We start from the raw sequence: 23,261 nt of genomic DNA on the forward strand, positions 1-23,261 counted from the left end.
GCCGTTCCCGGAAGGATCAGGCATTCAGGGCGGCTGAGACGGCTCGGCCCAGGGCGGCCCCGACCGGCGGTGGTGAGGCATGACCGATCTGCCGGTACCGCGCGGTCTTTCTGCCTGCGAATTGCCACTCGCGCGGAAACCCCTGCAGGAGCGCAGCCTGCGAGTCCGTGAGTTTGATCATGTCGGATGAGCCGTCGTGATCCGGCCCCGGCACCTCATCGGCGAGCGCGCCTCCATTGACCCTCATCCGCGCCCAGGCCTTCTTCGTCCCTGTCGGTCCCAGATCGGCTCCGCCGCGGTTGTCGGAGCCGCCAACGAGCGTGGGTGCCACGCCGACAGCCTGATCTGCCCATGCGTCGGCACCGAGCCATCCGCGGGCTGCCATGGAGTGGTGGAGCGCCTTGCCTACCGACACGTGCTCCTCGATCGTCGGCAGCGGCGGCCGGAAGAGGCGGGAATACCGCTCCTTCAGTGCGACCAACACGCCCTGCCTACGGTCCTGCGGTACGCCGAAGTCGGCCGCATTCAGGACGAACCAGTGCAGCCGATATCCGAGGTGCTCCAACTCTTCGTGAATGAATGAGCGCAAGGGCTCGAATTCCGGCGCCGACACCAGCCCCGGCACGTTCTCGACGAGGAGAGCGCGCGGTTGGATGGAGTGGGTGAGGAGGACCGCCGCTTCCATAAGGCGCTGTTCCTCCTTGGTCTCCGCCCTCGCGCCCGTCGCGCTCGACTTCACCCGAGGCAGGCCCGCCGAGAGCAGGTCGACGTCGTAGGTCTGCGGGTGCTCGTCCGGAACGAAGTCCAGGAGGTCCATCTGCCTGACGTCCCATGCCGGTCGGTTCAGACGCAGCGTTTCGCAGGCCACGGCCTTGTTGTCCACCAGAAGCACCGGATCGAAGCCCGCCTGTTCCAGGCCGAGCGTCAACCCGCCCGCGCCCGCACACACGTCCACGAACAGGAATCCGCTCACAGGTCTCCACCCCCTGATGCCGGCCGCCTGGCGGACCTCGCGCGATCGACGGCTTCTGTGACCACCGCGACGACCTGTGCCGGGGACTGGTGTTCCCAGAAGCGCAGGACCGTCCACCCCTCGGCGACCAGGTGCGCCGTCGTCTCCGAGTCCCGAGCCATGTTCTTGGCCAGCTTCTCCTGCCACCACTCCGCGTTCGACTTCGGTTGCGTGGCGTGGTCGGGACAGCCGTGCCAGAAACACCCGTCCAGGAACACCGCCACCTTGGCCCTCGTGAATGCGATGTCGATCGTGCGCCGGGACATGTGCGGCACGCGCTCGTTGACGCGGTAGCGGTAGCCGGACGCATACAGCAGCTTTCTGACGGCCACCTCGGGGGCGGTGTCACGGCGTGCTTGGCGGCTCATGCGGGCGGATACGCCGGGGGAGGAGGGCTTGGCGGTGCTCATCACTGCCAAGTCTCCTACGCTCCGGCCCCTGCGCGATCGATGACGGCGAAATCGCTCCTGCTCGAGTCGATGGCGCGGAAGCGCACCAGATTCCCCTGTCCGGCATTGTGTGAGGCCGGGGCGACAAGCGAGAAGGCCATGACGACGTGCCCCGGATCGATGGTGCCGTTTGCGGTGAGCCGGGGCTCCCCCTCGACCAGCGGGTACAGGACCAGCACGCCGCGCCGTTCCCGTACGAGTGATTCGACCAGAGGATCACCGGAGTCCTTGAGGGCACCGGCCACCCGTAGGGCCGCCCCTCGGTGCTTGGGCTCGCTGATCGCGCCGAAGAGATCGCCGCGACGCCGCGTACGACGTGCCAACGAAAGCGGGCGGGACCCGAGGATGCCGGCTTCGACCTTGCGTACCGACGTCTGGTGCGGGGCGATCACCAACCAGTCGTCGATGGCGTCGCCGTTGTCTCCCGCCGAGATGAGGGACTGCAGATGCGGGGAGAACTGGGCGGGAGTGGACCACTTCAGATCGCACAGGATGCCGATCAACGCGCTGTGGTCGAGCGTGCCCAACACGGCCTCGAAGCTGTCGCTCCTGCCGTACTCGGCGGAGGTGCAACTCAGAGTGACAGGAGTAGGGGCCAGCGCTTCCAGGACGGGACGCCATGCCTCGGTGTTGTACCGCAGATCCGCCGCGCCCGTCGGGTACGCCGTGGGCTCCACCCACTGACCGGGCGACCGGATCTCCACCAGCTCCGCGTTGAACATCTTGTTGCGGGCCGCCGGCTTGAGCCAGGACAGGTGTTGCGAGACCAGCGGCGGGATCTGGGCCGGGGTGACCTGCGGCTTGCCGTCGATCAGGGTGGCGTAGCGGGTGAGCTGTACGCGGAAGGTTTCCTCGTCGCGGCAGATGGCCTCGAACGCCTCGTACAGGTCGACCGTCCTCGACTTGCCCATCGGTTCCTCGCGGCCGATGTACAGGCGGACCAGGTCGCGATAGCCGGGGCGGAAGCCGAACCAGCGGCCCATCTGCATCAGGGTGTCGGCCTGCTGGGTCTTGCGGCGGTAGTACGTCACCGTCAGGCCCTCGACCGTGAAGCCGCGGGAGAGCTTTGTGCCGCCGACCAGGATCTTCCAGACGTTCGGTGTGCGGTCGAAGTCCAGCTCGGGCTGCTCGTAGTCCCGGTCCGTGTCGCCGTTGACGATGATCACGGGTTCGCCACCCGAGTTGATGAGCTGGCGCGCCCGGGAGACGTACGGCTTGAGGTCGGCGTACGACGTGGGCGTGGGCAAATCGTCGTCCGCGAAGCGCTGGAAGTCGTCGGCGAGGAGGGCCGAGAGGCGGGCATGACCCTCCTGACCGGTGTAGGCCGACCGGTGCCACATCGAGTTGATGCGCAGGGCGAGAATCGCGTGTTCACGCTGCCGTACGGACTCGTGGACGAGCATCGTGTGGTGGCGGAACGGGCCTTCGGGAATACCATGCGCTGCTCGGTACAGCTTCAGTGCGCCGGTGAGGACGAAGGCATCCAGGGCTTCCTGGAGACGGTCGACGGTGCCGTCGTAGATCCCGCGGACGTGTGTCTCCTCGGCTGTTCCCTCGGACTCCAGGTCGTGGAAGTCCTGCACGCCCATGTAACCGGTCGGGCGAGGCAGTGAGATCAGGAAGTCCCGCGGGAAGATGTCCTGCTCGTCGCCCGGATCCACGAAGACGTTGGCGAAGGGCGTCGCCGTGTAGCCGACGTACTGGGCGCGCGGAAGCAGGCTGAGGAGCTGCGTGATCTGGCCGTTGATGGCCTTGCGGGTGACCTTGCCGTCCTCCCACTTCTTCGGGTCCGTCGTGTTCACCGATGCCTGGTCGGACTCGTCGTCGATGATCAGAGCGGGGATCTCGGAGAGGATCGGACCGATCTTCTTCAGGTCCGTGATCAGCTTCCCCAGGACCGACGAGTTCTTCTTCACCACCATCACGCGCGCGGCCGCGCGGTGCAGGTTGTCCGGGACATAGAGGGGCTGAGTGCGGTCCTGCTTGTCGAATTCAAGGGCCCGGATGCCGGTTTCCAGGCTCTGGTAGTCGTTGTCCCGGGTCGTGAGGCGCTCGATGTCGAAGGAGCCCTGCGTCGACGGACGGCCGCCGTGGCTGACGAACTTCGCGGGCCAGTCCTCGTCATCCTGGTAGTCCACACCGACGAGCGCGTCCGTGTCCGCAGGGTCGGCGCCGCGCAGGATGTTCTCCTGGCCGATCAGCTCCATGTCGAGACGGCGCTGGGTCTGGCCGCGGAGGAGATTCAGGGTGCCGCCGAGGATGATGACCAGGCGGTATCCCGCGTCGATGGCCTTGGCCGTAACACCCGTGAAGTTGGCGGTCTTGCCCGACTGGACGTAGCCGACGACCAGACCGCGGGCGCCGTACGCCTCGGTTCGGGTGGGGTCGGAGAGGCGCTCGACCACGGCGTGGCTCGCCTCGTCCAGGCTCGATACGGCCGCGTCCGACCAGCCCTTGCGGCGCAGTGTCTGCTCGTAGGAGTTCCAGTAGAACGCACGCGCTGCCGCCGTGTCCCTCGAGTACCAGGACGTGAACTCCTTGCTGATCACCGTCGCGCCCGGTTCCTTGAAGACCGGGACCGCGTGGTCGAGTGCTTTGCGCAGATCGACGCCGAAGCCGAGACGGTCGAACGTGTCCACGCGCCGGGCGTCCGTGCGCGCCGGTGCGGCTGACCAGTCGGCCTTTTCCGCGAGATCCCAGCTGGTCAGGGTCCGGTGCCAGAGCGCGGTGAGTTCGTCGCCAGGGCCTGCGGCAACTATCCGGTCGCGGAAGTGGCGGAGGTGGGTGTCTGCGGGTTCGTCCGCATCGGAGAGCGCGAACGCCAGTTTGGCGAATGGTTTGGGGCCCCGGCGCATGGCAGCCAGAACGTCGCCGTGGAGGTTGAACAAGTGATCGGTCATGGCGGGTTCGACTTCCTGCGAGGAGCGGAGGGGACGGGCGTGGTGCCGGTCAGCGGGCCAGTTCGCAGCGTGCGGCGGTCACCAGGACGTTGTTCCACAGCGCGACGTTGTCGGTGTGGACGGCCCGGACCCGCTCCTTCTGGAAGATCTCGTTGACCATCAGGTAGAGCATGCTCTTCACGACCGGGGCGTCGTTGAGGCCACCTCGGCGACCCCCGTTGAAGACCTGCCGGTACTCCTTGTTGAGCTTGATCACCCGTTCGTCGCGGTCGAGTTCGAAGAACACATCCGAAGGCAGAGCGTCCCAGCGGAAGGTGATCGGATCCTCGCCCTCCAGCTCCGGCAGCTCGTCGCGCAGGGTTCGCTTCAGCCTCGGGTCGAGACCCTTTCCGGCAGGGAGAACCGCCTTGCGCTGGGGTTCGGTGGCGCGCTTGGCCGCTTCGCGGTACGTCGTCAGCGCCTCCTGTACGTACGAGGCGAAGCTGCCCCCCGTCGCGTCAGTGGCCTGTTCGAGGCCGCGGGCGAAGGCCGGGGTGACCGTCACGCCGTCCTTCTTGACCGTGAGGCTGAACACGTCGTTCGCCTCGGCGGGCAGATCGATGGTGATACGGGCCAGAGCGAGGTGACTCTCGCTGCTCCGGGTGCCGTTCCAGCCGCCGGCCTGGACGAGCCGGTTGTTGCGGTAGATGTAGAAGCCCTGCCGCTCGGCGAGCGGACCGATGCCCCGGAAGCTGACCAGCGGAGACTTGGGCGGCCAGATGTGGGCGGTCAGTGAGACATCGCCGACGCCTTCGACCGGTGCCGTGTAGGTACGGGGGTAGCCGGGCCGGCCCGGGACGCGGTAGCCGAACGGGTCGATCGGCTCGACGCCGCGGTGGTCCAGCTCCTCCTTGGTCGTCACGTCCTCGACCACGATGTCGATGTTGAAGTCGTCCGCGGACAGGAACCGGTGCAGATGGAGCCCGAGATGGGTCTCCAGCTTCTCGATCGCGTCGTTCAGGAAGCGGTCCGCCTGGCCGGTCGTCACCGTCTCGAAGGCGCGGACGCGGTCCCAGCGGACGATGGTGCCGTGCCACTCGACGACACCGTCGTAACGGTCCACGAGTTCCTGGCAGTAACGGGGATCGACGATGTCGCACGTGAAGTCGGCCTGCGCGCGTGCGGTCAGCCAGCGGCGTCCGGTGGAGGGGCTGCGTTTGGTGCGGCTGATCACCGTGAGGGAATCGGCGTGGGAGAGGGAGGCGGCCTTCAGGCCCGCTCCGAAGTGACCCAGGGCGTTCTCGTCGTACTCCTGGCGGCCGCCCACCGTCATGGCCGTGTCGAGCGTCTCGTCGTTCATACCGCAGCCGTCGTCCACGACCAGGAGGCTGACCAGGCGCTCTTCGTCCCGGAGGAAGCTGATGACGACGTTGCGTGCTCCCGCGTCGATGGAGTTGTCGACGAGGTCGGCTATGGCCGCCTCGAAGCCGTACCCCTGGTGAGCCAGGGATTCGACGTACCGGGCGGCGGGCGGGAGCCGCTTGCTGCCGGTTGTCGGGATCTCGTACTGCCAGTCAGCGGACGGCTGGTAGGGCGGCATGAAGCTTCCTCGCGCACACAGAGCAGGGCCTGCGTGGGGGACGGCGGCCCGGGACGATTGGTGAATGTGATCGTATTGCAAAGAAGGGACATAGGGGAATCCTCAGGGCCTGCCCGGCGATGAAGGGACCTTGGCGGACGTGGGCGGGTGCCAGTGATGTGAACGCGCGGTCCGTGCGGAGTGCCCCGCACCCCCTCGACAGTGCGGTCAAAGACGTGTCGGATGTCAACTCGCGTGAAATAATCGAGAGTTCAGGGGCGGGACGTCCCTGGTCGCTTCAGGGCGGGACGGCAATGGCGCCGATGGGGGCAAGCGGGATGACGGACGGGGCGAGTGTGGGCGGGCCGGGGGCCGGGACCGTTGAGGTGCGGATCGGGGTGAGCGGGACGCACACCCGGCGGGATGACCTCGAAGCGCTGCACACCTGGCTGCGGAGTGCGCCCGATCTCGAAGAGGTGCGGGAAGCCGATCAGTTGGCCGTCGGTCGGCAGGTCTCCGACCACCAGACCGAGGGCATGAGCGGTGAGCTGATCCAGGACATCGTGCTCGTGGTGTCCGTCGAGGTGGCTCGTAACGTCATCGACAAGGTGTGGCGGTCCGTGGAGACCTGGGTGCGTAACCGGCGCAGGTTCGCCGATCCCGAGGAGACGCCGCGCGTCACCCTCGACGCGCCCGACAGCGGGCCGGGTGCCGGGCTGGGGCGTGACACCGACCGTGACACCGACCGCGACAGCGGACACGAGCCCGACCGTGAAGGGGAGAGCGGGAGCCGGCGGGGCGACGGGGGCGGTGGCGGGGGTCAGGCGCGCGGTGGCGACGAGGCCGGGGAGGTCTAGGCGCCGTGCCGCCGTACAGTGCGCGCGGCGAGGAGGGCAGGGGCAAGCGGCATCGTGCGGTCGTCGTCGGTGTCGAGCCCTACAGCGGTGACCGGAACGACCTGCCCGCCGTCCGGCACAACCTCCGGCTGGTCGCCGAGGCGCTGACCGCCGAAGGCACCGGGGTGCTCGATCCCGCGGATGTTCTCGTGATTCCGGGCGAAGGCGACGGCCGGGCCGTCGACCCGCTCCAGGTGCGGGCCGCGCTGCGTGCCGCCCGCGACGAGGTCGACGGGCTGCTGATCGTCTACTTCGCGGGACACGGCATCGTGCGCCCCGACGGAAGCGATCTGCACCTGCTGTTCACCGCCTCGCGGGTGACGCGGGACAGGCGGCATCCCTTCGTGGACGCGCTGTCCTGGCGGGACGATGTGATGCCGGAGCTCTCCAAGGCCCGCGCGGACTGGGTCGTGGCGATTCTCGACTGCTGCTTCGCAGGCAACGCGCTGCACTCGTTCACCCCCGCCGTCGGCCAGAACTTCGCCCTGCTCACCGCGGCGGAGCCGGGCGTGGAGATCCCGCCCGGCGACCCTTCGGGCGGAACGGAGTTCACGGTCCGGCTGCACCGGCTGCTGACCGGGCGTGCGGCCGTCGACGAGCCGGCCACGTTCACGCGGCTCGTCACCGAGATACGGGCGGCGATGGCGCCCCTCAAAGCCGTCGACGGGCACCGGTGGATTCCGGACGAGCGGCGGCACGGGGACGACGTGCTGCTCGCCGTCCCGGGACGCCAGGGTGGAGAGGGCGGACCGCCCCCGCCGAAGAGGGAGGAGGAGACGGGGGAGCGCGAGCCGGTGACGGTGCCGCCCCCCGCCGTCCGGCGGCGGTGGTTACGTCTGTCGCTCCCCGGCCTCGTACGACGGCCGTTACGGTCGCCGCGTGCCGCTTTCCTGGGCGTACGCGAGGGACTGCGGTCGCCGCGTCGCCGCATGACCGCACTCGCACTCGCCTTCACCCTGGTCCTCGTCGGCGTCGGCACGTGGATGTTCGGGGATCTGCCCGGTGGCGCGCCCCGGGACTGCCCGCCCGCCATGGAGCTCCGCGTCCTGACCGACCCCGACCTCCGGCCCACCGTCAAGAAGGCCGCCGACGCCTACATGGAGGATCCCGACGGCTGCCGTTCCGTCGGGATCACCACGTACGACGCCAAGGCCACCGACGCCGTGGCCGCCTTCCGCGCCTCGTCCCTCTGGCAGGACCCGCCCGCCACCTGCCCCGCGACCGGTGAGTGCCTGCGGCCCCAGCGCGATGTGGGCGCACAGCCGGACATCTGGATCCCGGCGGCGGGGAGTGCCTGGCGCCGGGTGATGGACAGCGGGCAGGCAGAGGCCGGGGGGACCGCCGCTGCCACGGCCACCGGAGCCGGGTCTCCGGGAGACAACGGGACAGCAGGGACCGAGGGGGCCGACGGGGCCGACGGTGAGCGGGTCGTGGCCCTGGACGCCCTGGGTTCCGTCGCCTTCACGCCGATGGTCCTGGCCGTTCCCATCAGCATGGCCCTGGCGCCGGCGACGCAGACCGGTCAGCCGCTCGGATCGATCATCTCCGAGCTGCGCGACGCGCAGCGGCCCGACCGGCCCGTCTCCGTGCTCAGGCCCGACCCCGAGGGCACCGACGGGGCGCTGCTGGCCACCGAAGCGCTGTACGCGTCGTCCGAGCCTGGGTCCGGACCCGGTTCGGAGTCATCCCTGGAGCAGGGCATGGCGCAGGCGCTGCGTCCGATGCCCGCGACCGCCGGGGAGCTGATGTGCGCGCTGGCAGACGGCTCCCGCAACTCCCTGGAGGACAGTGCGGCGGTCCTCGTACCGGAACAGACCATGGCCCAGTTCAACCTGCCGTCCGGTCACCCGGGCCGTCCACGCTGCGCGACGGAGATCCTGGACAACCGCACCGCCCAGTACCCCTCCGACATCCCGGTGCTCGATCTGCCGTTCCTCCAGGTCACCTGGGAGGACGCGGGGCGTGACGCCGACGCGCGCGACAAGGAGGTGAGGCGCTTCTACGAATGGCTGGTCACGGACCCGACGGCGCAGAAGTTCTTCACCGACGACGGTTTCCGCGGGGTCCGTAACGGAAAGCCCGCGCCCCCCGACGCGTCCTCGCCGCTGCGGGCGGACCTCCACGAGACAGGGAAGGATGCCGTACGCCAGTCGATTCCGCCGACCACGACGAGCACCGTCACGGCCGCCTCGCTCGGGGCCACGCTGCGTCGCTACCGGCAGGCGCTGGGGCCCGGACGGGTGCTGTACCTCCTGGACAACTCCACGTCGATGGTGGACAAGCGGGTCTGGGACGGCTCCGGGCGGGCCAAGGATCTGGTGGCCCGCTCGATGACCTCGCTGGGCACCGGTGACATGTACGGGGTGTGGTCGATCGCTTCCAAGAAGGATCCGGACGTCGTGCCCTTCGGACCGCACGGACGTGCCGCCGCGCAGAAGGCCGTCGCCGCTGCCCGGACCGCCGATGTCGACGCACGCGTGGTGGGCGGGCTCCGCGAGGGGTTCGCCACCCTGCGCGACGGACCGACCGAGGACGATCCGCCCCGGCTCCTCGTCCTGGTCACCGACGACGAGGACTCGAAGGACGTGACGAAGAAGGAGCTGGCGGACCTCGTCGCCGATGCCGGACGGGCGCCGCTGGTACGGGTCGTCGTGGTGTCGATGCGCGGGGGCGGCTGTGCGGCGGGCCGGCTCAACACGGCGATCACGGAGGCGACCGGGGGGCGCTGTCTCGACCTGGCGGACGACATTCCGACCGAGCTGGCCGCCGAGGTCGCCAAGACGGGTACGGGGGACGCGGAATGACCTGGCCGGATGTGAGCGGCAGCGGCAGTGCAAGCGGGAGTACGCGCCTGAGCACCAGTAGAAGTACGCGCCTGAGCAGAAGTGAAAGCGCAAGCGGAAGTGCGCGCACGAGCACAAGGAGAAGTGCCGGCAGAAGCACGACCGGAAGCGCCGGCGGAGGTGCGAGCGGAAGGCGGAACGGAGGCCGGCGCCTCCTCCTGGCCGCCGCGCTCGGCTGTCTGCTCGCCCTGTCCTCGGCCGCCTGTACGGGTGGTCCCGACGGTGCGCCGCAGCAGGGCCAGGACTCCGGGGCCGCCGACCAGGGGCCGATCGTCGTAGCCAGCGGGCTCGACGTCACCGGGTCCGGCGGAGTGCGGCAGCAGCTCATAGAGGAGTGGAACCGGAGACACGCCTCGTCGAAGGCCGAGCAGGCCAAACTCGTCGAACTGCCGGGCGACGCCGACCAGCAGCGCAGCCAGCTGCTCGGCGCGCTGCAGTCCGGGAGCGCCGGGTACGACGTGGTCAACCTCGACATCACCTGGATTCCCGAGTTCGCCGAATCCGGTCTGATCCGCCCGATGCCCGAGGACGAGACCGTCGACCGCGACTTCATCAACCGCGTCCTGCGCACCACCGTGTGGAAGGGCCGTGCCTACGGGCGGCCGTTCAACACCGATGTGGGCTTGCTCTACTACCGTCCCGACCTGCTGAAGGCCGCCGGAATCCAGCCGAGCCGCCAGCCCACCCGCAACTGGGACTGGGGTCACCTCAACGCCTCCATCAAGACCCTCGCCCTCAGCCCCGGCCGGAGCGACGACCAGGCGGGCTGGACCACGCAGCTCAAGCTGTACGAGGGGCTCACGGCCAACACCGTCGAGGCGTTCGCCAGCGTGGGCGTCCAGCTCGCCGACGAGGACGGCACGTACACGGCGAGCGAGGCGGACCTCAAGAAGGGCCTGGACGAACTCCTCGAACGGGCCCACCACGAACGGATACTGGCGAGCGCCGTCTCCTCGGACGAGACGTCGTCCCTGGCGGACTTCGCGGCAGGGCGTGTCGCCTTCCTGCGCCACTGGCCGTACGTCTACGGGGCACTGCGGACCCTGCTGCCGCCCGACGCGTACTCCGTCAACCGGTTGCCCGGCAGCTCCGTGCTCGGCGGGCAGAATCTCGCCGTCACCACCGACTCGCCCCGCGCCGGGAACGCCCGCGACCTCATCGAGTTCCTGACCTCGCAGGAGAGCGAACAGTGCCTGCTCGACGCGGGCTTCGCCGCGACGCGGGCCTCCGCCTACAACGGGAAGTCCAGGCCCTGCTGGCCCCGCGTCGCCGCCGCCCTGCGCCCTGGCGGCGGGACGCCACCGGCCACCGGCGCCCCGTCGTCCGCGCCGCCCGCCCAGGCGGGGGAGGGCGGTGCGAGGGACCAGGGGGCGGAGGCGCGTGCCGCCTTCACCTGGACGCTGAGCGCGGCACTGAAGGAGGCGGTCCAGCGCCCCCGTACGCCCTACTACGGGGCCTTCACCCAGGTGCTGCAGTCGCACGTGCACGAGCTGCTGACCGCCGAGTCGCCGGACAGCGACAAGGCCGCCGCCAGGCTCCACCCCGCCCTGCGGGACGCCTTCCAAGGGAAGTGAGCGAAAGACGCCCAGCGGGCGCGGGTGTCGCCACCCCCGCTGCTGGGCGTCTCGTCGGCACCTGTGGCCGGCCGATCCGTGGTTCAGGACCTCACTTGAGGGCGTAGGCCCGGGTGATGGTCTGGACGGTACGGCTGCCCGCGGAGTCCCAGGCCTCGGTCCTGAGGGTCACGAAACCGTTGGTGTCCGCCAGCTTGGGGTGCACCAGCAGCGCCTGGAAGGAGTTGTCGTCCTTGCGCAGCATCGTGGCGGACTTCCAGGTGGCGCCGTCGTCGTAGGAGACGGACACCTTGGCGCCGGCGATCGCCATGGAGCCGGCCCAGCCCTTGGGGCGTCCCGCGTCCACGGTGAAGGCGTACGGCAGCCCGGCCCGTGCCTGGTTGAGCACGTTCAGCGGCAGGTCGTAGTCGAGCAGGACCACGGGCATGGACTCACAGAGCTTGGGCGTGGGAATGAACAGCGTGTCGCAGCCCTTGATGGCCATGGTGGTCGGTGCCGCCTGGCTGAAGTTCCACTCGGTCCGTATCTGACGGCCAAGGGTGACGCCCGGGACGTCGGTGGCCGGCTTCTGGTCGAGGACGTACCGGTAGTCCGCCTTCTCCTGCGCCAGCTCGCCGAAGCCGGTGATCGGCTGCCCGTCGCGGTAGAAGCTCCACGTGGCCGCCAGGCCCGACAGGGTGTGGGTGGGATCGTTGTCGGCGCCGCTGTTGCCGGGCAGCTTCTGCCAGATGTCGCTGCGGCAGAACGCACACGGGCCGAACTCGTACTGGGACAGGCGCACCGGCCCGGCGAACCAGCTCCGGGTGTAGGACTTGCCCGGGGTGCTGAAGGTGGTGCGCAGTTCGCTCATCCGCCAGGCGCTGGACTGGAAGTCGGCCGCTGCCACCGACTGGTACGACACCCCGGTGCCCGCGAGGAAGTAGTCGTCGCGGGTGGTGCCCTGGTTGAGCGGCTGGCCGACGGAGCCCGTGCTCACCTGCAGGGGGCCCCAGACGTTCATGTTCTCGGCGCCCAGGCGCCGGGCGCCGTCGGAGTGGAACGTGTTGGTGACCTTGGCGAAGTCCTTGACGTCGACGGACTTGGCCAGGTCGGCGGGGATCCGGTCGTCGGTGAAGTGCGGGTTGTAGGTGTAGCCCGACTCCAGGACGCCCTTCAGAGCGATCCGGACCTTGTCCTCGGCCAGCAGAGCCTTGAGGGTTGCCGCGTTGTCGTACGTGGCGTGGGCGACCGGGATGCTCTGTCCGGCCGGGACGCCACTTCCGCTCGGCCCGGGGTTCGCAGGGGCCACGATCATCGCGACGGCTCCGGCAGTCGCGGCCATGGTGGCCTGGCCGTCGGCCTTGGTGACGTCGGCCACGGAGACCAGAACGGTCTTGCCCTTGACGTCGGCACCGGCGAAGTCCTGCTCGGTACCGGCGCCCAGGTCGACCAGTTCGGCGCGCTTGGTGCCCTCGAAGCGCTTCGCGTTCACCGGGGACTTCAGCGGAATGGCCGCGCGCCCGGGGGCGGTCACCTCCAGCTGGACCAGCGGTTCGCGCCGGGCCAGGCCGGTCTCCAGGCGCAGCGCGCCGGTGGTGGCGGCGGCACTGGGGATGGCGCCCTGCCTGAGGTCGGTGAGGTTGAGCAGGTTGCCGATGCCGGAGAAGTTCGGGTAACCGCCCGCGGTGCCGGGGTCACGGACGATGAACGTGGTCACCTGACCGTTCTCCAGCGGCCGCTTCTCACCCTTGATGTTCACGCTGAGGTCGGTGGCGGTGGTGCCGTCGACGGTGAGGGTCTGGTCCCGGTCACTCACCTCGATGTTCGGCACGGAGAACAGGTCGGCCGCGTAGGAGATCGCGCCGCCGGTGGGCGCCGCCGAGTAGACCGAGCCCTCGATGGAGTACTTGCCGAGCGGCACCGACAGGGTGGCGGTGCCGTTGGCGTACAGGGTCTGGCTCTCCCAGACGGTGTTGTCCACGCCGTGCAGGGTGAACCTGAGCGCGGTGGGCGTCTTGCCGAAGCGGTCGGTGACCTTCAGCGTGACCTCGTGCTGCTCGACGGCGGTGACGAAGCCGAGTGCGGCGTGCACCGACTCACTGCTCGCGGCGGTGGCGGTGATCGATCCGCTGTACCGGCTGGTCTTCAGTCCGTTGGGGTCGAGAGTGACCGTGACCTCGGCGGTGGAGCCGGCGGGCACGGTGACCCGGCCGTCGGCCAGGCCCGCTCCCGTCAGGGCCAGCGTGCCGGCGGGGACCTCGGCGCCGCTCGCGTCCTTGACCGTTGCGGCCAGGGTGACGACGGTGTCGCTCGTGGCGTTGTTGCGGAGCGTGAGGGTACGGGTGCGCTTCTCGTACGTGCCCTTCTGCCACGGGATCACGCGGAAGTCGGCCGTGCCGGACAGCTCCAGCGACGGGTCGAGCGCGGCGGGTATGTCGACCCGCCCGTAGCCCTGCTGGTAGACGGTCTGCCCGGCGGCCGACCTGGCGTGCGCGGTCAGGGCCTCCTTGATGCGCTGCCCGGTCCAGTCGGGGTGGTGCTGCTTGAGGATCGCGGCGGCACCGGCCACGTGCGGGGTGGCCATCGAGGTGCCGTTGGCGGAGGTGTAGTTGGCGTCCACGGGGGTGCCCATGGTGGTGCCGGCCGCACGGGCGGCGACGATGGCCACACCCGGGGCGGTGATCTCGGGCTTCATCGCCATGTCGCCGAGCCGCGGGCCGCGGCTGGAGAAGTCGGCGAGCGCGTCGGACTTGTCGACGGCGCCGACCGTGAGGGCCGCGTCGGCGGCACCGGGGGTGCCGAGGGTGCTGTCGTCGGGTCCGTCGTTGCCTGCCGCGATGACGAACAGGGCGTTCGAGGAGGCGCTGAGCGAGTTGACCGCTTCGGTCATGACGTCCTCGCCGGGGGTGTCGGCGCCGCCGAGGCTCATGCTGACGACGTCGGCGCCCTGCGCGACCGCCCACTCCATGCCGGCCAGAATGCTGGAGGTCGGGCCCTGGCCGGTGTTGCTGAGCACCTTGCCGATCAGCAGGTCGGCGCCCGGGGCGACGCCCTTGTACGCGCCGCCGGCGTTGGCGCCGCTGCCCCCGACGGTGGCCGCGACGTGGGTGCCGTGGCCGTGGCCGTCCTGGACCGTCTGGCCATTGATGAAGCTCTGGCTGGCAACGATGTCGGACTTGATGTCGGCGTTGTTCAGGTCGGCACCGGTGTCCAGGACGGCGACCTTCACGCCCTTGCCGTCGTACCCCTTGGCCCATGCCTCCGGGGCACCGATCTGCGGCACGCTCTTGTCCAGCAGGACCTTCGCCCGGCCGTCGTACCAGACCTTGGCCACTCCGGCGGTGCCGGGTACGACGCTGCTGTCGCCACTACGCGTCAGCGAGGTGGTGGGCCTGACCGCCCGCCAGAAGCCCTTCGCGCCGTCCTTGTCGACCTGGACGGCGGACAGGCCCAGCTTCGGCAGGACGCGCTGGGTGTCACTGCCCGGCAGGTCTTCCGCCTTCTGCTTCAGGGCGGCGGCGGCAGGCGTGCCCTTGAAGTCGACGATGGCCGGGACCTCGTCGGTCTTCGCGTCCCCGTAGCCGTCCCTGATCATCCGGCTGATGTTGAACAGCTCGCGGTCCACCGTGCCCGAGGCGATCGCGGCCGTCGTGTCGTCCGGATACACGTACAGGTCGCCGTTCCGCCCGCTCGTGGTCTCGAACGTCTTGGACGTCCCGGCCCCGGACAGGATGTTGACCGACTGCCGGCCGTCCGTCCCGGTGGTCAGCGCCACGGTGTCCCCGGTGATCAGGGTCAGCGTCGTCGTGGTCGCAGTCTTCTTCTCGGTCGTGGGCTGCACGAGGGCGCCGCTCTGCGGGGTCACCGCAGCAGCCGCTACCGGTAGCTGACTCGTGAGTGACAGGGCGACCGCCACTGCCACTCCGCCGACGGCCGCGGTTCGCAGCCGTCTTTCGCGGAATACGTACATCGGGTTCCTTTCGCACGCTCAACAGGCAGGCGCGCCAAAGAAAGTGATGCGTGGACCGGCTTGGTGGTGACCAGCCGAAACGTCCCTGCGATGCCGCGCCGCCCGGAACCTAACCGGCGGGCCGACGCGGGATCCAGAGGCGTCGTGGCGCACTTGCGCCACATGGCGCTTTGTTGCCACGGGCCGATGGGGCGGCTCAGACCGCCGGGGGCCGGGCGGCCGGTACGGGATCGTCCGTGATCCAGCCCAGCCGGGCCGTCTGCCATCCCAGCTGCATCCGGCTGGAGACGCCGGCCTGGGCCATGAGGCTGTGCACCCGCCGGTTCACCGTCCGCTTGCTCATGCCGAGCTGGCGGGCGATCGCGTCATCGGTGAGGCCCGAGAGCAGGAGCGTCAGCAGTTGGGCGTCCGACTGCGTGAGAGGTCCCTGGTCGGAGACGGGGTCCAGCGGCAGCGCGGACGCCCACACCATCTCGAAGAGGGTGACCAGGGCGTCCAGGAGGGGTCCGGGGTGGATCAGGAGGGTCACCCCCGGCAGTTCCGCCCCTTCGGCCAGCAGGAACAGCAGCGCCGTCGACCGGTCGACGATGACCAGTTTGACCGGGACCTGGTTGAGCACACGGGCCCGTTCGCCGGCGTCGACGTACTGCTGGATCTCCTTCAGCGCACCGGTTTCCGTCACCGCCGAGCGGTCGTACACCGTCCGGTACGTGATCCCGGCCGTCAGCTGGTCGAGTTCGGCGGTGTTGAGAACGCGGGACAGGAGGTACGGCGGTGAGTCGAACCTCAGGACCTGCTGACGGGCGTTGCGCTGGATCTGCTCGTACCGCTGCGCCAGGGCCTCGTCGGGAACGACCTCGGCGAACGCCTCCAGGCCGACCGGGCCCGACGTGGCCGCCCGCCGGTACTCCTTGGTGAGACGGTTCAGGACGCCCCGGGCGGTCCGCAGCTGGTTCATCCGCAACATCAGCAGCTCTTCACCGGCGATGTCGGGCGGAGAGGGGATCAGCTGCGCGGGCCGTTCGTCGGTGAGGGTCACCAGCCCCTTGGCCACGAGCCCCTGCGCCGCTTCGGCCGTCTGCGCATCACTCAGGTTGAGCCGCTGCCGCACCTGGTCGGTACGGACGCGCCCCGACCTGACCAGCAATTGGTACATCTGCGACTCGGCCGTGCTCAGCCCCAGCGTCTCCAGCATGTAAGCCCTTCCCCTCGCGGACCAGAGGAGGGTACCGGGGTGCCGGACGGGCGGCCGACGGAGACGAAGGGTGAGAAGGCGCGTGGGTCACGACAGGTCGTGACCCACGCGCCTTCCCCCGTGCGCGCCTCTCAGGCGACGCCGTGGCACGCCCGGTACGCCAGGTCCGAGCCGCACCAGCACGCCGCGCTGCGCGCCGGCGGCCACGGGATCGCGCGGCCCCGGGCGGCGAGCGTGGTGGCGTACTGCGGCAGCAGGTTCGGGTCGGCCGGGGACGCGGCCTCCGATGCGGCGAACGCCTCGTACGAGGGGACCGTGCCCGCGACGATGCCGAGGTTCGGCGTGCCCCCCGCGTGCAGGTCGCGCAGCGCCGCCTCCAGGCGGGCCAGGTGCTCGGTGTGGGTGGGGTACTCGTCGGCCAGGTCCGGGTAGGCGCCGAGCAGTTCGGTCAGTTCCGCTTCCGGCCAGTGCAGGACCGCCACCGGGAACGGACGCGACAAGGCCGCCCGGTAGGTGCCCAGTTCGGCACGGAGCCGGGTGATCTCGGCCTTCAGCTCGCCCGGGTCCGAGGAGCCGAGGGACCACAGGCGCTTCGGGTCGTGGAGCTCGTCGAGCGAGACGTTCGCCGTGCTGAGGGCGTCGGCGAGCTCGTCCCAGGCGTCGTGTCCGTGACCCATCAGTCTGCGGACGCGGTGCCGTCCGGTCAGCAGGGACTGGGTGGCGTACGGGACCTCCTCGCCCGGCGCCAGGAGCAGTGTCAGCGCGGTCTGGAGGAAGTCGTGCGCCGCCTCCAGCTCGTCATGGGCTTCGAGGGTCCCGGCGACGATCTCCCACGGGGCCGCCTGGAGCGGGCCCGCGACGCGGATTCCGTCGATGATCGCGCGGGCCTCCGCCTCGTGCCCGTACTCCCACAGATTGGCCGCCTTGAGGGCTTTGACCAGGTGCGGGTTGCCGGCGTCGGTGGGGGGCGCGCTGAGCAGGTCGTCGTAGAGGCCGGTGGCGCGGGCGCGGTCACCGGCCAGTTCCAGATGGGCCGCGGCCTGGAGGACCAGCGGTTCGTGGTCCTCGGGGTACTGCGCCGCGGTGCGCAGCAGGCGCTCGGCTTCGGTGATGTGGTCGGCAGGCGTGTCGGGGCGCATGGACCACACGGTACTGCCGTACGGGTGCTTGGGGAGGGAGCCGGCGGGCGGCGTGGGTGACGACACATCTCTGGTGGCTTACGGGAATTCCCCTTATGGTGCGGGCCGTGCGGGAGCGGATACCTGTGGTGGTGCAGCGGAACTCGCCGGGCCGGCGGGCCGCTGTGCGCGGCCTGTGGACGGGTGCCGAACTGGCCGTGACGCTCGGCGTCGTCCTCCTGCTCCTCGTCGCGCATCAGCTGTGGTGGACCAACCGGCAGGCCCGCGAGGGCGCGGAGCGCCAGGTCCGGGCCCTTCAGGAGGACTGGGGGCGGGATCGCGGGGCGGGTGTGCCGGGGGAGGAACCGCCGCAGGACGGCCAGGACGACGAGGCCGGAGCGGACGGGCGGAACGGTCCGGAGCCGGGGTCTGAGGCTCCTACCACCGCTCCCGAGGCCACCGCTCCGGATCCTCCCCGCTGGGACCAGGCGTACGCCGTCCTCCGCATCCCGCGCCTGGGCCTCACCGCACCCGTCGCGCAGGGCGTCGGCAAGCGGGGCGTCCTCGACAAGGGGTACGTCGGCCACTACCCGCGCACCGCGCAGCCCGGGGAGCCGGGCAACTTCGCGGTCGCCGGGCACCGCAACACCCACGGGGAGCCCTTCCGGCGTCTCGACCTGCTGCGGCGGGGTGACCGGATCACCGTGGAGACCCGGGACGCCGTCCACACGTACACGGTCGACAAGAGCCTCGCGCGGACGTCGCCCTCCGACAGCGGGGTGATCGCCGCGGTGCCGCGCAGCAACGTGGCGACGGCCGTCGGATACAGCGCGCCGGGTCACTACCTGACGCTGACGACCTGCACGCCCGAGTTCACCTCCCGGTACCGGCTGATCGTCTGGGGCAAGCTCACCGCCGTGCGGCCCAGGTAGCCGCGCGGGGCGTCGCAGGTAACCGTACGGGGCGTCATCTCGCTTCCGTCTTCCCCGAACACCCCTGTGGACGTCGGCTGTTGCGGCGTGGGCCGGGTGACCAGGGGCGTCCCCGCAGGGTGCCCGCCCCGTGTCCCGCACGGGCGTACCGGTGACGTGTTGCGTCTTAATGAAAGACGAAAGAAAAGTCCTGTCGGAGTTATTGACCGTGCGAACCGGGGCGGGCAAGGTTCCGGAGAGCGCTCTCCCATCCAGTCTTGTTCAAGGAGACCCCCCATGCCCGCACCTGGCACACGTGTGCCCGCACCACCCCGCGCAACATCCCCGAGAACTGCTCGCCGAGGCATCGCGGGCACCGTCATCGGCGCACTCGTCGGCACCCTTCTCGCGCTGCTCCCCGCCTCCGCCGCCCAGGCGGCGCCCGTCCTCCTGTCGCAGGGCAAGCCGGTGACGGTGTCCAGTGAGGAGAACGGCGGCACCCTCGCGGCCTCCGCCGTGGACGGCAACGGCGCCACCCGCTGGTCCAGCGCCCACTCGGACCCGCAGTGGATCCGCGTCGACCTCGGCGCGACCACGCAGGTCAGTCAGGTCGTCCTGGACTGGGAGGCGGCGTACGGCAAGAGCTACCGCATCGAGCTCTCGACGAACGGCACCGACTGGTCGACCGCCTACCAGACCACGACCGGCGACGGAGGCACGGACACCGTCGCCGTCACGGGCGAGGCCCGCTACATCCGGATGTACGGCACCACGCGCGGCACCCAGTACGGCTACTCACTCTGGGAGTTCAAGGTGTACGGCGAGAGCGGCACCGGCGGCCCGCAGCTGCCCGGCGGCGGCGACCTCGGCCCCAACGTGCACGTCTTCGACCCGTCGACACCCGGCATCCAGACCAAGCTGGACCAGGTGTTCCAGCAGCAGGAGTCGGCGCAGTTCGGCGGCGGAAGGCACCAGTTCTTCTTCAAGCCCGGCACCTACAACAACCTCAACGCCCAGATCGGGTTCTACACCTCGATCTCCGGCCTCGGTCTCAAGCCCGACGACACCACCATCAACGGTGACGTGACCGTCGACGCCGGCTGGTTCAACGGCAACGCCACCCAGAACTTCTGGCGTTCGGCGGAGAACCTGGCACTCAACCCGGTCAACGGCACCAACCGCTGGGCCGTCTCGCAGGCCTCGTCCTTCCGTCGCATGCACGTCAAGGGCGGGCTCAACCTCGCGCCGAACGGCTACGGCTGGGCCTCGGGCGGCTACATCGCCGACTCCAAGATCGACGGCCAGATCGGCAACTACTCGCAGCAGCAGTGGTACACCCGCGACAGCGCGATCGGCGGCTGGTCCAACGGCGTCTGGAACCAGACCTTCTCCGGTGTCGAGGGCGCCCCGGCGACCGGCTTCCCGAACCCGACGTACACCACGCTCCAGAACACCCCGATCTCGCGTGAGAAGCCGTTCCTCTACCTGGACGGCAACACCTACAAGGTCTTCGTCCCGGCGAAGCGCGACAACGCCCGAGGCGTCTCCTGGAACGGCACCCCGCAGGGCGAGTCGATCGGCCTGGACAAGTTCTACCTGGTCAAGCCCGGCGCGACCGCGGCCACCATCAACCAGGCGCTGTCGCAGGGCCTGCACCTGCTCTTCACCCCCGGCGTCTACCACGTCGACCAGACGATCAACGTCAACCGCGCCAACACCGTCGTCCTCGGCCTCGGCCTGGCGACGGTCATCCCCGACAACGGCGTCACCGCGATGAAGGTCGCCGACGTCGACGGCGTCAAGCTGGCCGGCTTCCTGATCGACGCCGGCACGGTCAACTCCCCGACCCTGCTGGAGCTCGGCGCGCAGAACTCCTCCGCGGACCACGCCGCCAACCCCACCACGGTCCAGGACGTCTACGTCCGCATCGGCGGGGCGCACGCCGGCAAGGCGACCACCTCCATCGCCGTGTACAGCGATGACGTGATCATCGACCACACCTGGGTGTGGCGTGCCGACCACGGCGACGGCGTCGGCTGGGAGACCAACCGCGCCGACTACGGAGTCCGGGTGTACGGCGACGACGTGCTGGCCACCGGCCTGTTCGTCGAGCACTTCAACAAGTACGACGTCGAGTGGTACGGCGAGCGCGGCCGGACGATCTTCTACCAGAACGAGAAGGCGTACGACGCGCCCAACCAGGCCGCCATCCAGAACGGCGACACCAAGGGGTACGCGGCCTACCGCGTCGACGACTCGGTGAACGTCCACGAGGGCTGGGGCATGGGCAGCTACTGCAACTTCACCTCCGACCCCAGCATCCGCCAGGACCACGGCTTCAAGGCCCCGGTCAAGCCGGGCGTGAAGTTCCACAGCCTGCTCGTGGTGTCCCTCGGCGGGATGGGCCACTACAACCACGTGATCAACAACACCGGTGCCTCCACGGTCCCGGCCGGCACCACGACCGTCCCGTCCAACCTCGTCTCCTTCCCCTGACGGTGAGGGCCCCGCGCCCGCGCTGATCGCTCTTCCCGGTGGCCGCCCCCCCCCCCCGGGGCGGGGGCCCCCCCCCCCCCCCCCCCCCCCCCCCCCCCCCCCCCCCCCCCCCGCGCCCGCCCCCCCCCCCCCGCCCCCACCCCCGCCCCCCCCACCCCCACTGGAGCCGCCATGCTCTCCCTGCGCAGACCCGCGCTCACCCTCACCCTCGCCGCCCTGCTCGCCACCTCCCTCACCGTCGTCGCCCAGCCGACCGAGGCGCGCGCCGCCGACGCCCTGCTCTCCCAGGGCAAGGCCGTCACCGCCTCCTCCTCGGAGGGCGACGGGTACTCCGCCGCTCTCGCCGTGGACGGCAACCTCACCGGCACCCGCTGGGCCAGCCAGTGGTCCGACGCCCAGTGGATCCGGATCGACCTGGGCAGGACGTACAACCTCAGCCGTGCCGTCCTCAGTTGGGAGGGTGCCTACGGCAAGGCGTACGAGATCCAGGTCTCGGACAACGGCACCGACTGGACCACCGCCAAGAAGGTCACCGACTCCGACGGCGGCACCGACGACCTGGCCCTCACCGGCTCAGGCCGCTACGTCCGGATGCTTGGCACCACCCGCTCCAGCGGCTACGGCTACTCCCTGTGGGAGTTCCAGGTCTACGGCAGCGAGGGCACCACCCAGCCCCCCGCCGGCGGCGCCGTGCGCGTGGCGGGTTCCCAGGGGAACTGGCAGCTCACCGTCGGCGGCGCGCCCTACACCGTCAAGGGCCTGACCTGGGGCCCGGCCATCGCCGACGCGCCCAAGTACCTCCCCGACGTACGGTCGATGGGCGTCAACACCATCCGTACCTGGGGCACGGACGCCGGGACCAAGCCGCTCCTCGACTCGGCGGCCGCGAACGGCCTGCGCGTCGTCAACGGCTTCTGGCTCCAGCCCGGCGGCGGCCCCGGCAGCGGTGGCTGCGCGAACTACGTCACCGACACGGCGTACAAGAGCACCATGCTCACCGAGATCGCGAAGTGGGTCGAGACCTACCGGAGCCACCCCGCGACCCTCATGTGGAACGTCGGCAACGAGTCGGTCCTCGGGCTCCAGAACTGCTACGGCGGTACGGAACTCGAAGCGCAGCGCAACGCGTACACGACGTTCGTCAACGACGTCGCGAAGAAGATCCACACGATCGACCCCGACCACCCGGTCACCTCGACCGACGCCTGGACGGGTGCGTGGCCGTACTACAAGCGCAACGCCCCGGACCTCGACCTGTACTCCATGAACGCCTACGGCGACATCTGCGGAGTGCGCCAGGACTGGATCGACGGCGGTTACAACAAGCCCTACCTGATCACCGAGGCGGGCCCGGCCGGTGAGTGGGAGGTGCCCGACGACGCCAACGGCGTGCCCGACGAGCCGACCGACGTCCAGAAGGCCGCCGGATACGCCAAGACGTGGGAGTGCGTCACCGGCCACCAGGGCGTCGCCCTGGGCGCCACGCTCTTCCACTACGGCACCGAGCACGACTTCGGCGGGGTCTGGTTCAACCTCGTGCCCGACGGGCTCAAGCGGCTCTCGTACTACGCGGTGAAGAAGGCGTACACGGGCTCCACGGCCGGCGACAACACCCCGCCGGTGATCAGCGGCATGACGGTCACGCCCGCCGGGTCCGCCCCGGCGGGCAAGGAGTTCACGGTCCGCGCCAACGTCGCCGACCCGGACAACGACCAGATCACGTACAAGATCTTCCTCAGCGGGAACTACGCCAGTGGCGACAAGCGGCTCGTCGAGGCGCAGTGGAGGTCCACCGGCAACGGCACCTTCGCGGTCACCGCGCCCGAGAAGCTCGGCGTGTGGAAGGTCTACATCCAGGCCGAGGACGGCCGCGGCAACGCGGGCATCGAGACGAAGTCGGTGAAGGTCGTCGCCCCGCCGATGACCGGCACGAACGTGGCCCTGAACAAGCCCACCACCGCCTCCAGCGCGCAGGCGTCGTACGGCGACTGCCCGTGCCCCGCCTCGAAGGCCACCGACGGCGACACCGGCACCAGGTGGGCCAGCGACTGGAGCGATCCGCAGTGGATCTCGGTCGACCTGGGCGCACGCGTCCCGGTGCGCACCCTCCAGCTCGTCTGGGACCCGGCGTACGCGAAGGCGTACGAGGTCCGGGTCTCGGACGACGGCACCACCTGGCGGACGGTCCACACCACGGCGGCCGGCAACGGCGACGTGGACACGATCGCGCTCGACGAGACGGCCCGCCACGTACGGCTCCAGCTCACCGCGCGCGGCACCGGCTGGGGCTACTCGCTCCACGAGTTCGGCGTCTACAGCTGACCGCGCCGGCCGCACCGCACCGGCCCGGCCCGACCGAA

The 23,261-nt window shown here is 70.1% G+C and carries 13 protein-coding genes; 6 read left to right on the forward strand and 7 right to left on the reverse strand.

The window, feature by feature from the left end; all coding sequences use genetic code 11:
- Positions 1-16: 16 nt before the first annotated feature.
- The 4 genes from dcm to AB0C82_RS27820 are packed head-to-tail and all read right to left on the reverse strand — an operon-like array spanning position 17 to position 5,940.
- On the reverse strand, positions 17-973 hold the full coding sequence (gene dcm, locus AB0C82_RS27805; protein ID WP_362846926.1) for a DNA (cytosine-5-)-methyltransferase: 957 nt from the start codon (positions 971-973) through the stop codon (positions 17-19).
- Complete coding sequence (locus AB0C82_RS27810) at positions 970-1,422, reverse strand: very short patch repair endonuclease (protein WP_362846928.1); 453 nt, start codon at positions 1,420-1,422, stop codon at positions 970-972. The genes dcm and AB0C82_RS27810 overlap by 4 nt, the downstream gene beginning before the upstream one ends.
- 14 nt (positions 1,423-1,436) lie before the next feature.
- Complete coding sequence (locus AB0C82_RS27815) at positions 1,437-4,361, reverse strand: Z1 domain-containing protein (protein ID WP_362846930.1); 2,925 nt, start codon at positions 4,359-4,361, stop codon at positions 1,437-1,439.
- Positions 4,362-4,410: 49 nt separating this feature from the next.
- Positions 4,411-5,940 carry an ATP-binding protein gene (locus AB0C82_RS27820; protein ID WP_362846932.1) on the reverse strand — a complete coding sequence of 510 codons (1,530 nt, stop codon included), beginning with the start codon at positions 5,938-5,940 and terminating at the stop codon, positions 4,411-4,413.
- Positions 5,941-6,317: 377 nt separating this feature from the next.
- Between AB0C82_RS27820 and AB0C82_RS27825 the strand changes: the two genes are divergently transcribed.
- The 3 genes from AB0C82_RS27825 to AB0C82_RS27835 all read left to right on the forward strand — a co-directional run bounded on the left by AB0C82_RS27825 (position 6,318) and on the right by AB0C82_RS27835 (position 11,232).
- Positions 6,318-6,776, forward strand: a complete 459-nt coding sequence (locus AB0C82_RS27825) for a hypothetical protein (protein ID WP_362846934.1) — start codon at positions 6,318-6,320, stop codon at positions 6,774-6,776.
- A gap of 5 nt (positions 6,777-6,781) precedes the next feature.
- The gene (locus tag AB0C82_RS27830) at positions 6,782-9,619 is read left to right on the forward strand and encodes a substrate-binding domain-containing protein (protein WP_362846936.1); all 2,838 of its coding nucleotides are present in this window, start codon (positions 6,782-6,784) and stop codon (positions 9,617-9,619) included.
- A gap of 350 nt (positions 9,620-9,969) precedes the next feature.
- Positions 9,970-11,232: an extracellular solute-binding protein gene (locus AB0C82_RS27835; RefSeq protein WP_362846938.1), complete on the forward strand. Its 1,263-nt coding sequence runs from the start codon at positions 9,970-9,972 to the stop codon at positions 11,230-11,232.
- A gap of 91 nt (positions 11,233-11,323) precedes the next feature.
- Here the strand turns inward: AB0C82_RS27835 and AB0C82_RS27840 are convergent, their stop codons facing one another.
- The 3 genes from AB0C82_RS27840 to AB0C82_RS27850 all read right to left on the reverse strand — a co-directional run bounded on the left by AB0C82_RS27840 (position 11,324) and on the right by AB0C82_RS27850 (position 17,515).
- Positions 11,324-15,076 (reverse strand): S8 family serine peptidase, encoded by a 3,753-nt coding sequence (locus AB0C82_RS27840; RefSeq protein ID WP_362846940.1) that lies wholly within the window; start codon positions 15,074-15,076, stop codon positions 11,324-11,326.
- A gap of 301 nt (positions 15,077-15,377) precedes the next feature.
- Entirely contained in the window at positions 15,378-16,376 is a 999-nt protein-coding gene (locus tag AB0C82_RS27845) for a helix-turn-helix domain-containing protein (RefSeq protein ID WP_362846942.1), read from the reverse strand.
- A 131-nt stretch (positions 16,377-16,507) separates the two neighbouring features.
- The gene (locus AB0C82_RS27850; RefSeq protein WP_362846944.1) at positions 16,508-17,515 is read right to left on the reverse strand and encodes an SEC-C domain-containing protein; all 1,008 of its coding nucleotides are present in this window, start codon (positions 17,513-17,515) and stop codon (positions 16,508-16,510) included.
- A gap of 98 nt (positions 17,516-17,613) precedes the next feature.
- Here AB0C82_RS27850 and AB0C82_RS27855 point away from each other — a divergent pair, with 98 nt between their 5' ends.
- From AB0C82_RS27855 to AB0C82_RS27865, 3 genes are all read left to right on the forward strand, one after another.
- Positions 17,614-18,426, forward strand: a complete 813-nt coding sequence (locus tag AB0C82_RS27855; RefSeq protein WP_362847228.1) for a class E sortase — start codon at positions 17,614-17,616, stop codon at positions 18,424-18,426.
- A 276-nt stretch (positions 18,427-18,702) separates the two neighbouring features.
- Positions 18,703-20,901 (forward strand): discoidin domain-containing protein, encoded by a 2,199-nt coding sequence (locus AB0C82_RS27860; RefSeq protein WP_362846946.1) that lies wholly within the window; start codon positions 18,703-18,705, stop codon positions 20,899-20,901.
- Positions 20,902-21,072: 171 nt separating this feature from the next.
- A complete protein-coding gene (locus AB0C82_RS27865; protein WP_362846948.1) occupies positions 21,073-23,223 on the forward strand; it encodes a discoidin domain-containing protein in 2,151 nt (716 codons plus the stop codon).
- Positions 23,224-23,261: the final 38 nt, after the last annotated feature.

The organism is Streptomyces sp. NPDC048560 (assembly GCF_040650955.1).
Taxonomy (GTDB): domain Bacteria; phylum Actinomycetota; class Actinomycetes; order Streptomycetales; family Streptomycetaceae; genus Streptomyces.

Bases quoted from the DNA above. Each gene is read 5' to 3' on its own strand.
- AB0C82_RS27810 (WP_362846928.1), bottom strand. From the start codon at position 1,422: ATGAGCACCGCCAAGCCCTCCTCCCCCGGCGTATCCGCCCGCATGAGC.
- AB0C82_RS27815 (WP_362846930.1), bottom strand. From the start codon at position 4,361: ATGACCGATCACTTGTTCAACCTCCACGGCGACGTTCTGGCTGCCATG.
- AB0C82_RS27820 (WP_362846932.1), bottom strand. From the start codon at position 5,940: ATGCCGCCCTACCAGCCGTCCGCTGACTGGCAGTACGAGATCCCGACA.
- AB0C82_RS27845 (WP_362846942.1), bottom strand. From the start codon at position 16,376: ATGCTGGAGACGCTGGGGCTGAGCACGGCCGAGTCGCAGATGTACCAA.
- AB0C82_RS27850 (WP_362846944.1), bottom strand. From the start codon at position 17,515: ATGCGCCCCGACACGCCTGCCGACCACATCACCGAAGCCGAGCGCCTG.
- AB0C82_RS27860 (WP_362846946.1), top strand. From the start codon at position 18,703: ATGCCCGCACCTGGCACACGTGTGCCCGCACCACCCCGCGCAACATCC.
- AB0C82_RS27865 (WP_362846948.1), top strand. From the start codon at position 21,073: ATGCTCTCCCTGCGCAGACCCGCGCTCACCCTCACCCTCGCCGCCCTG.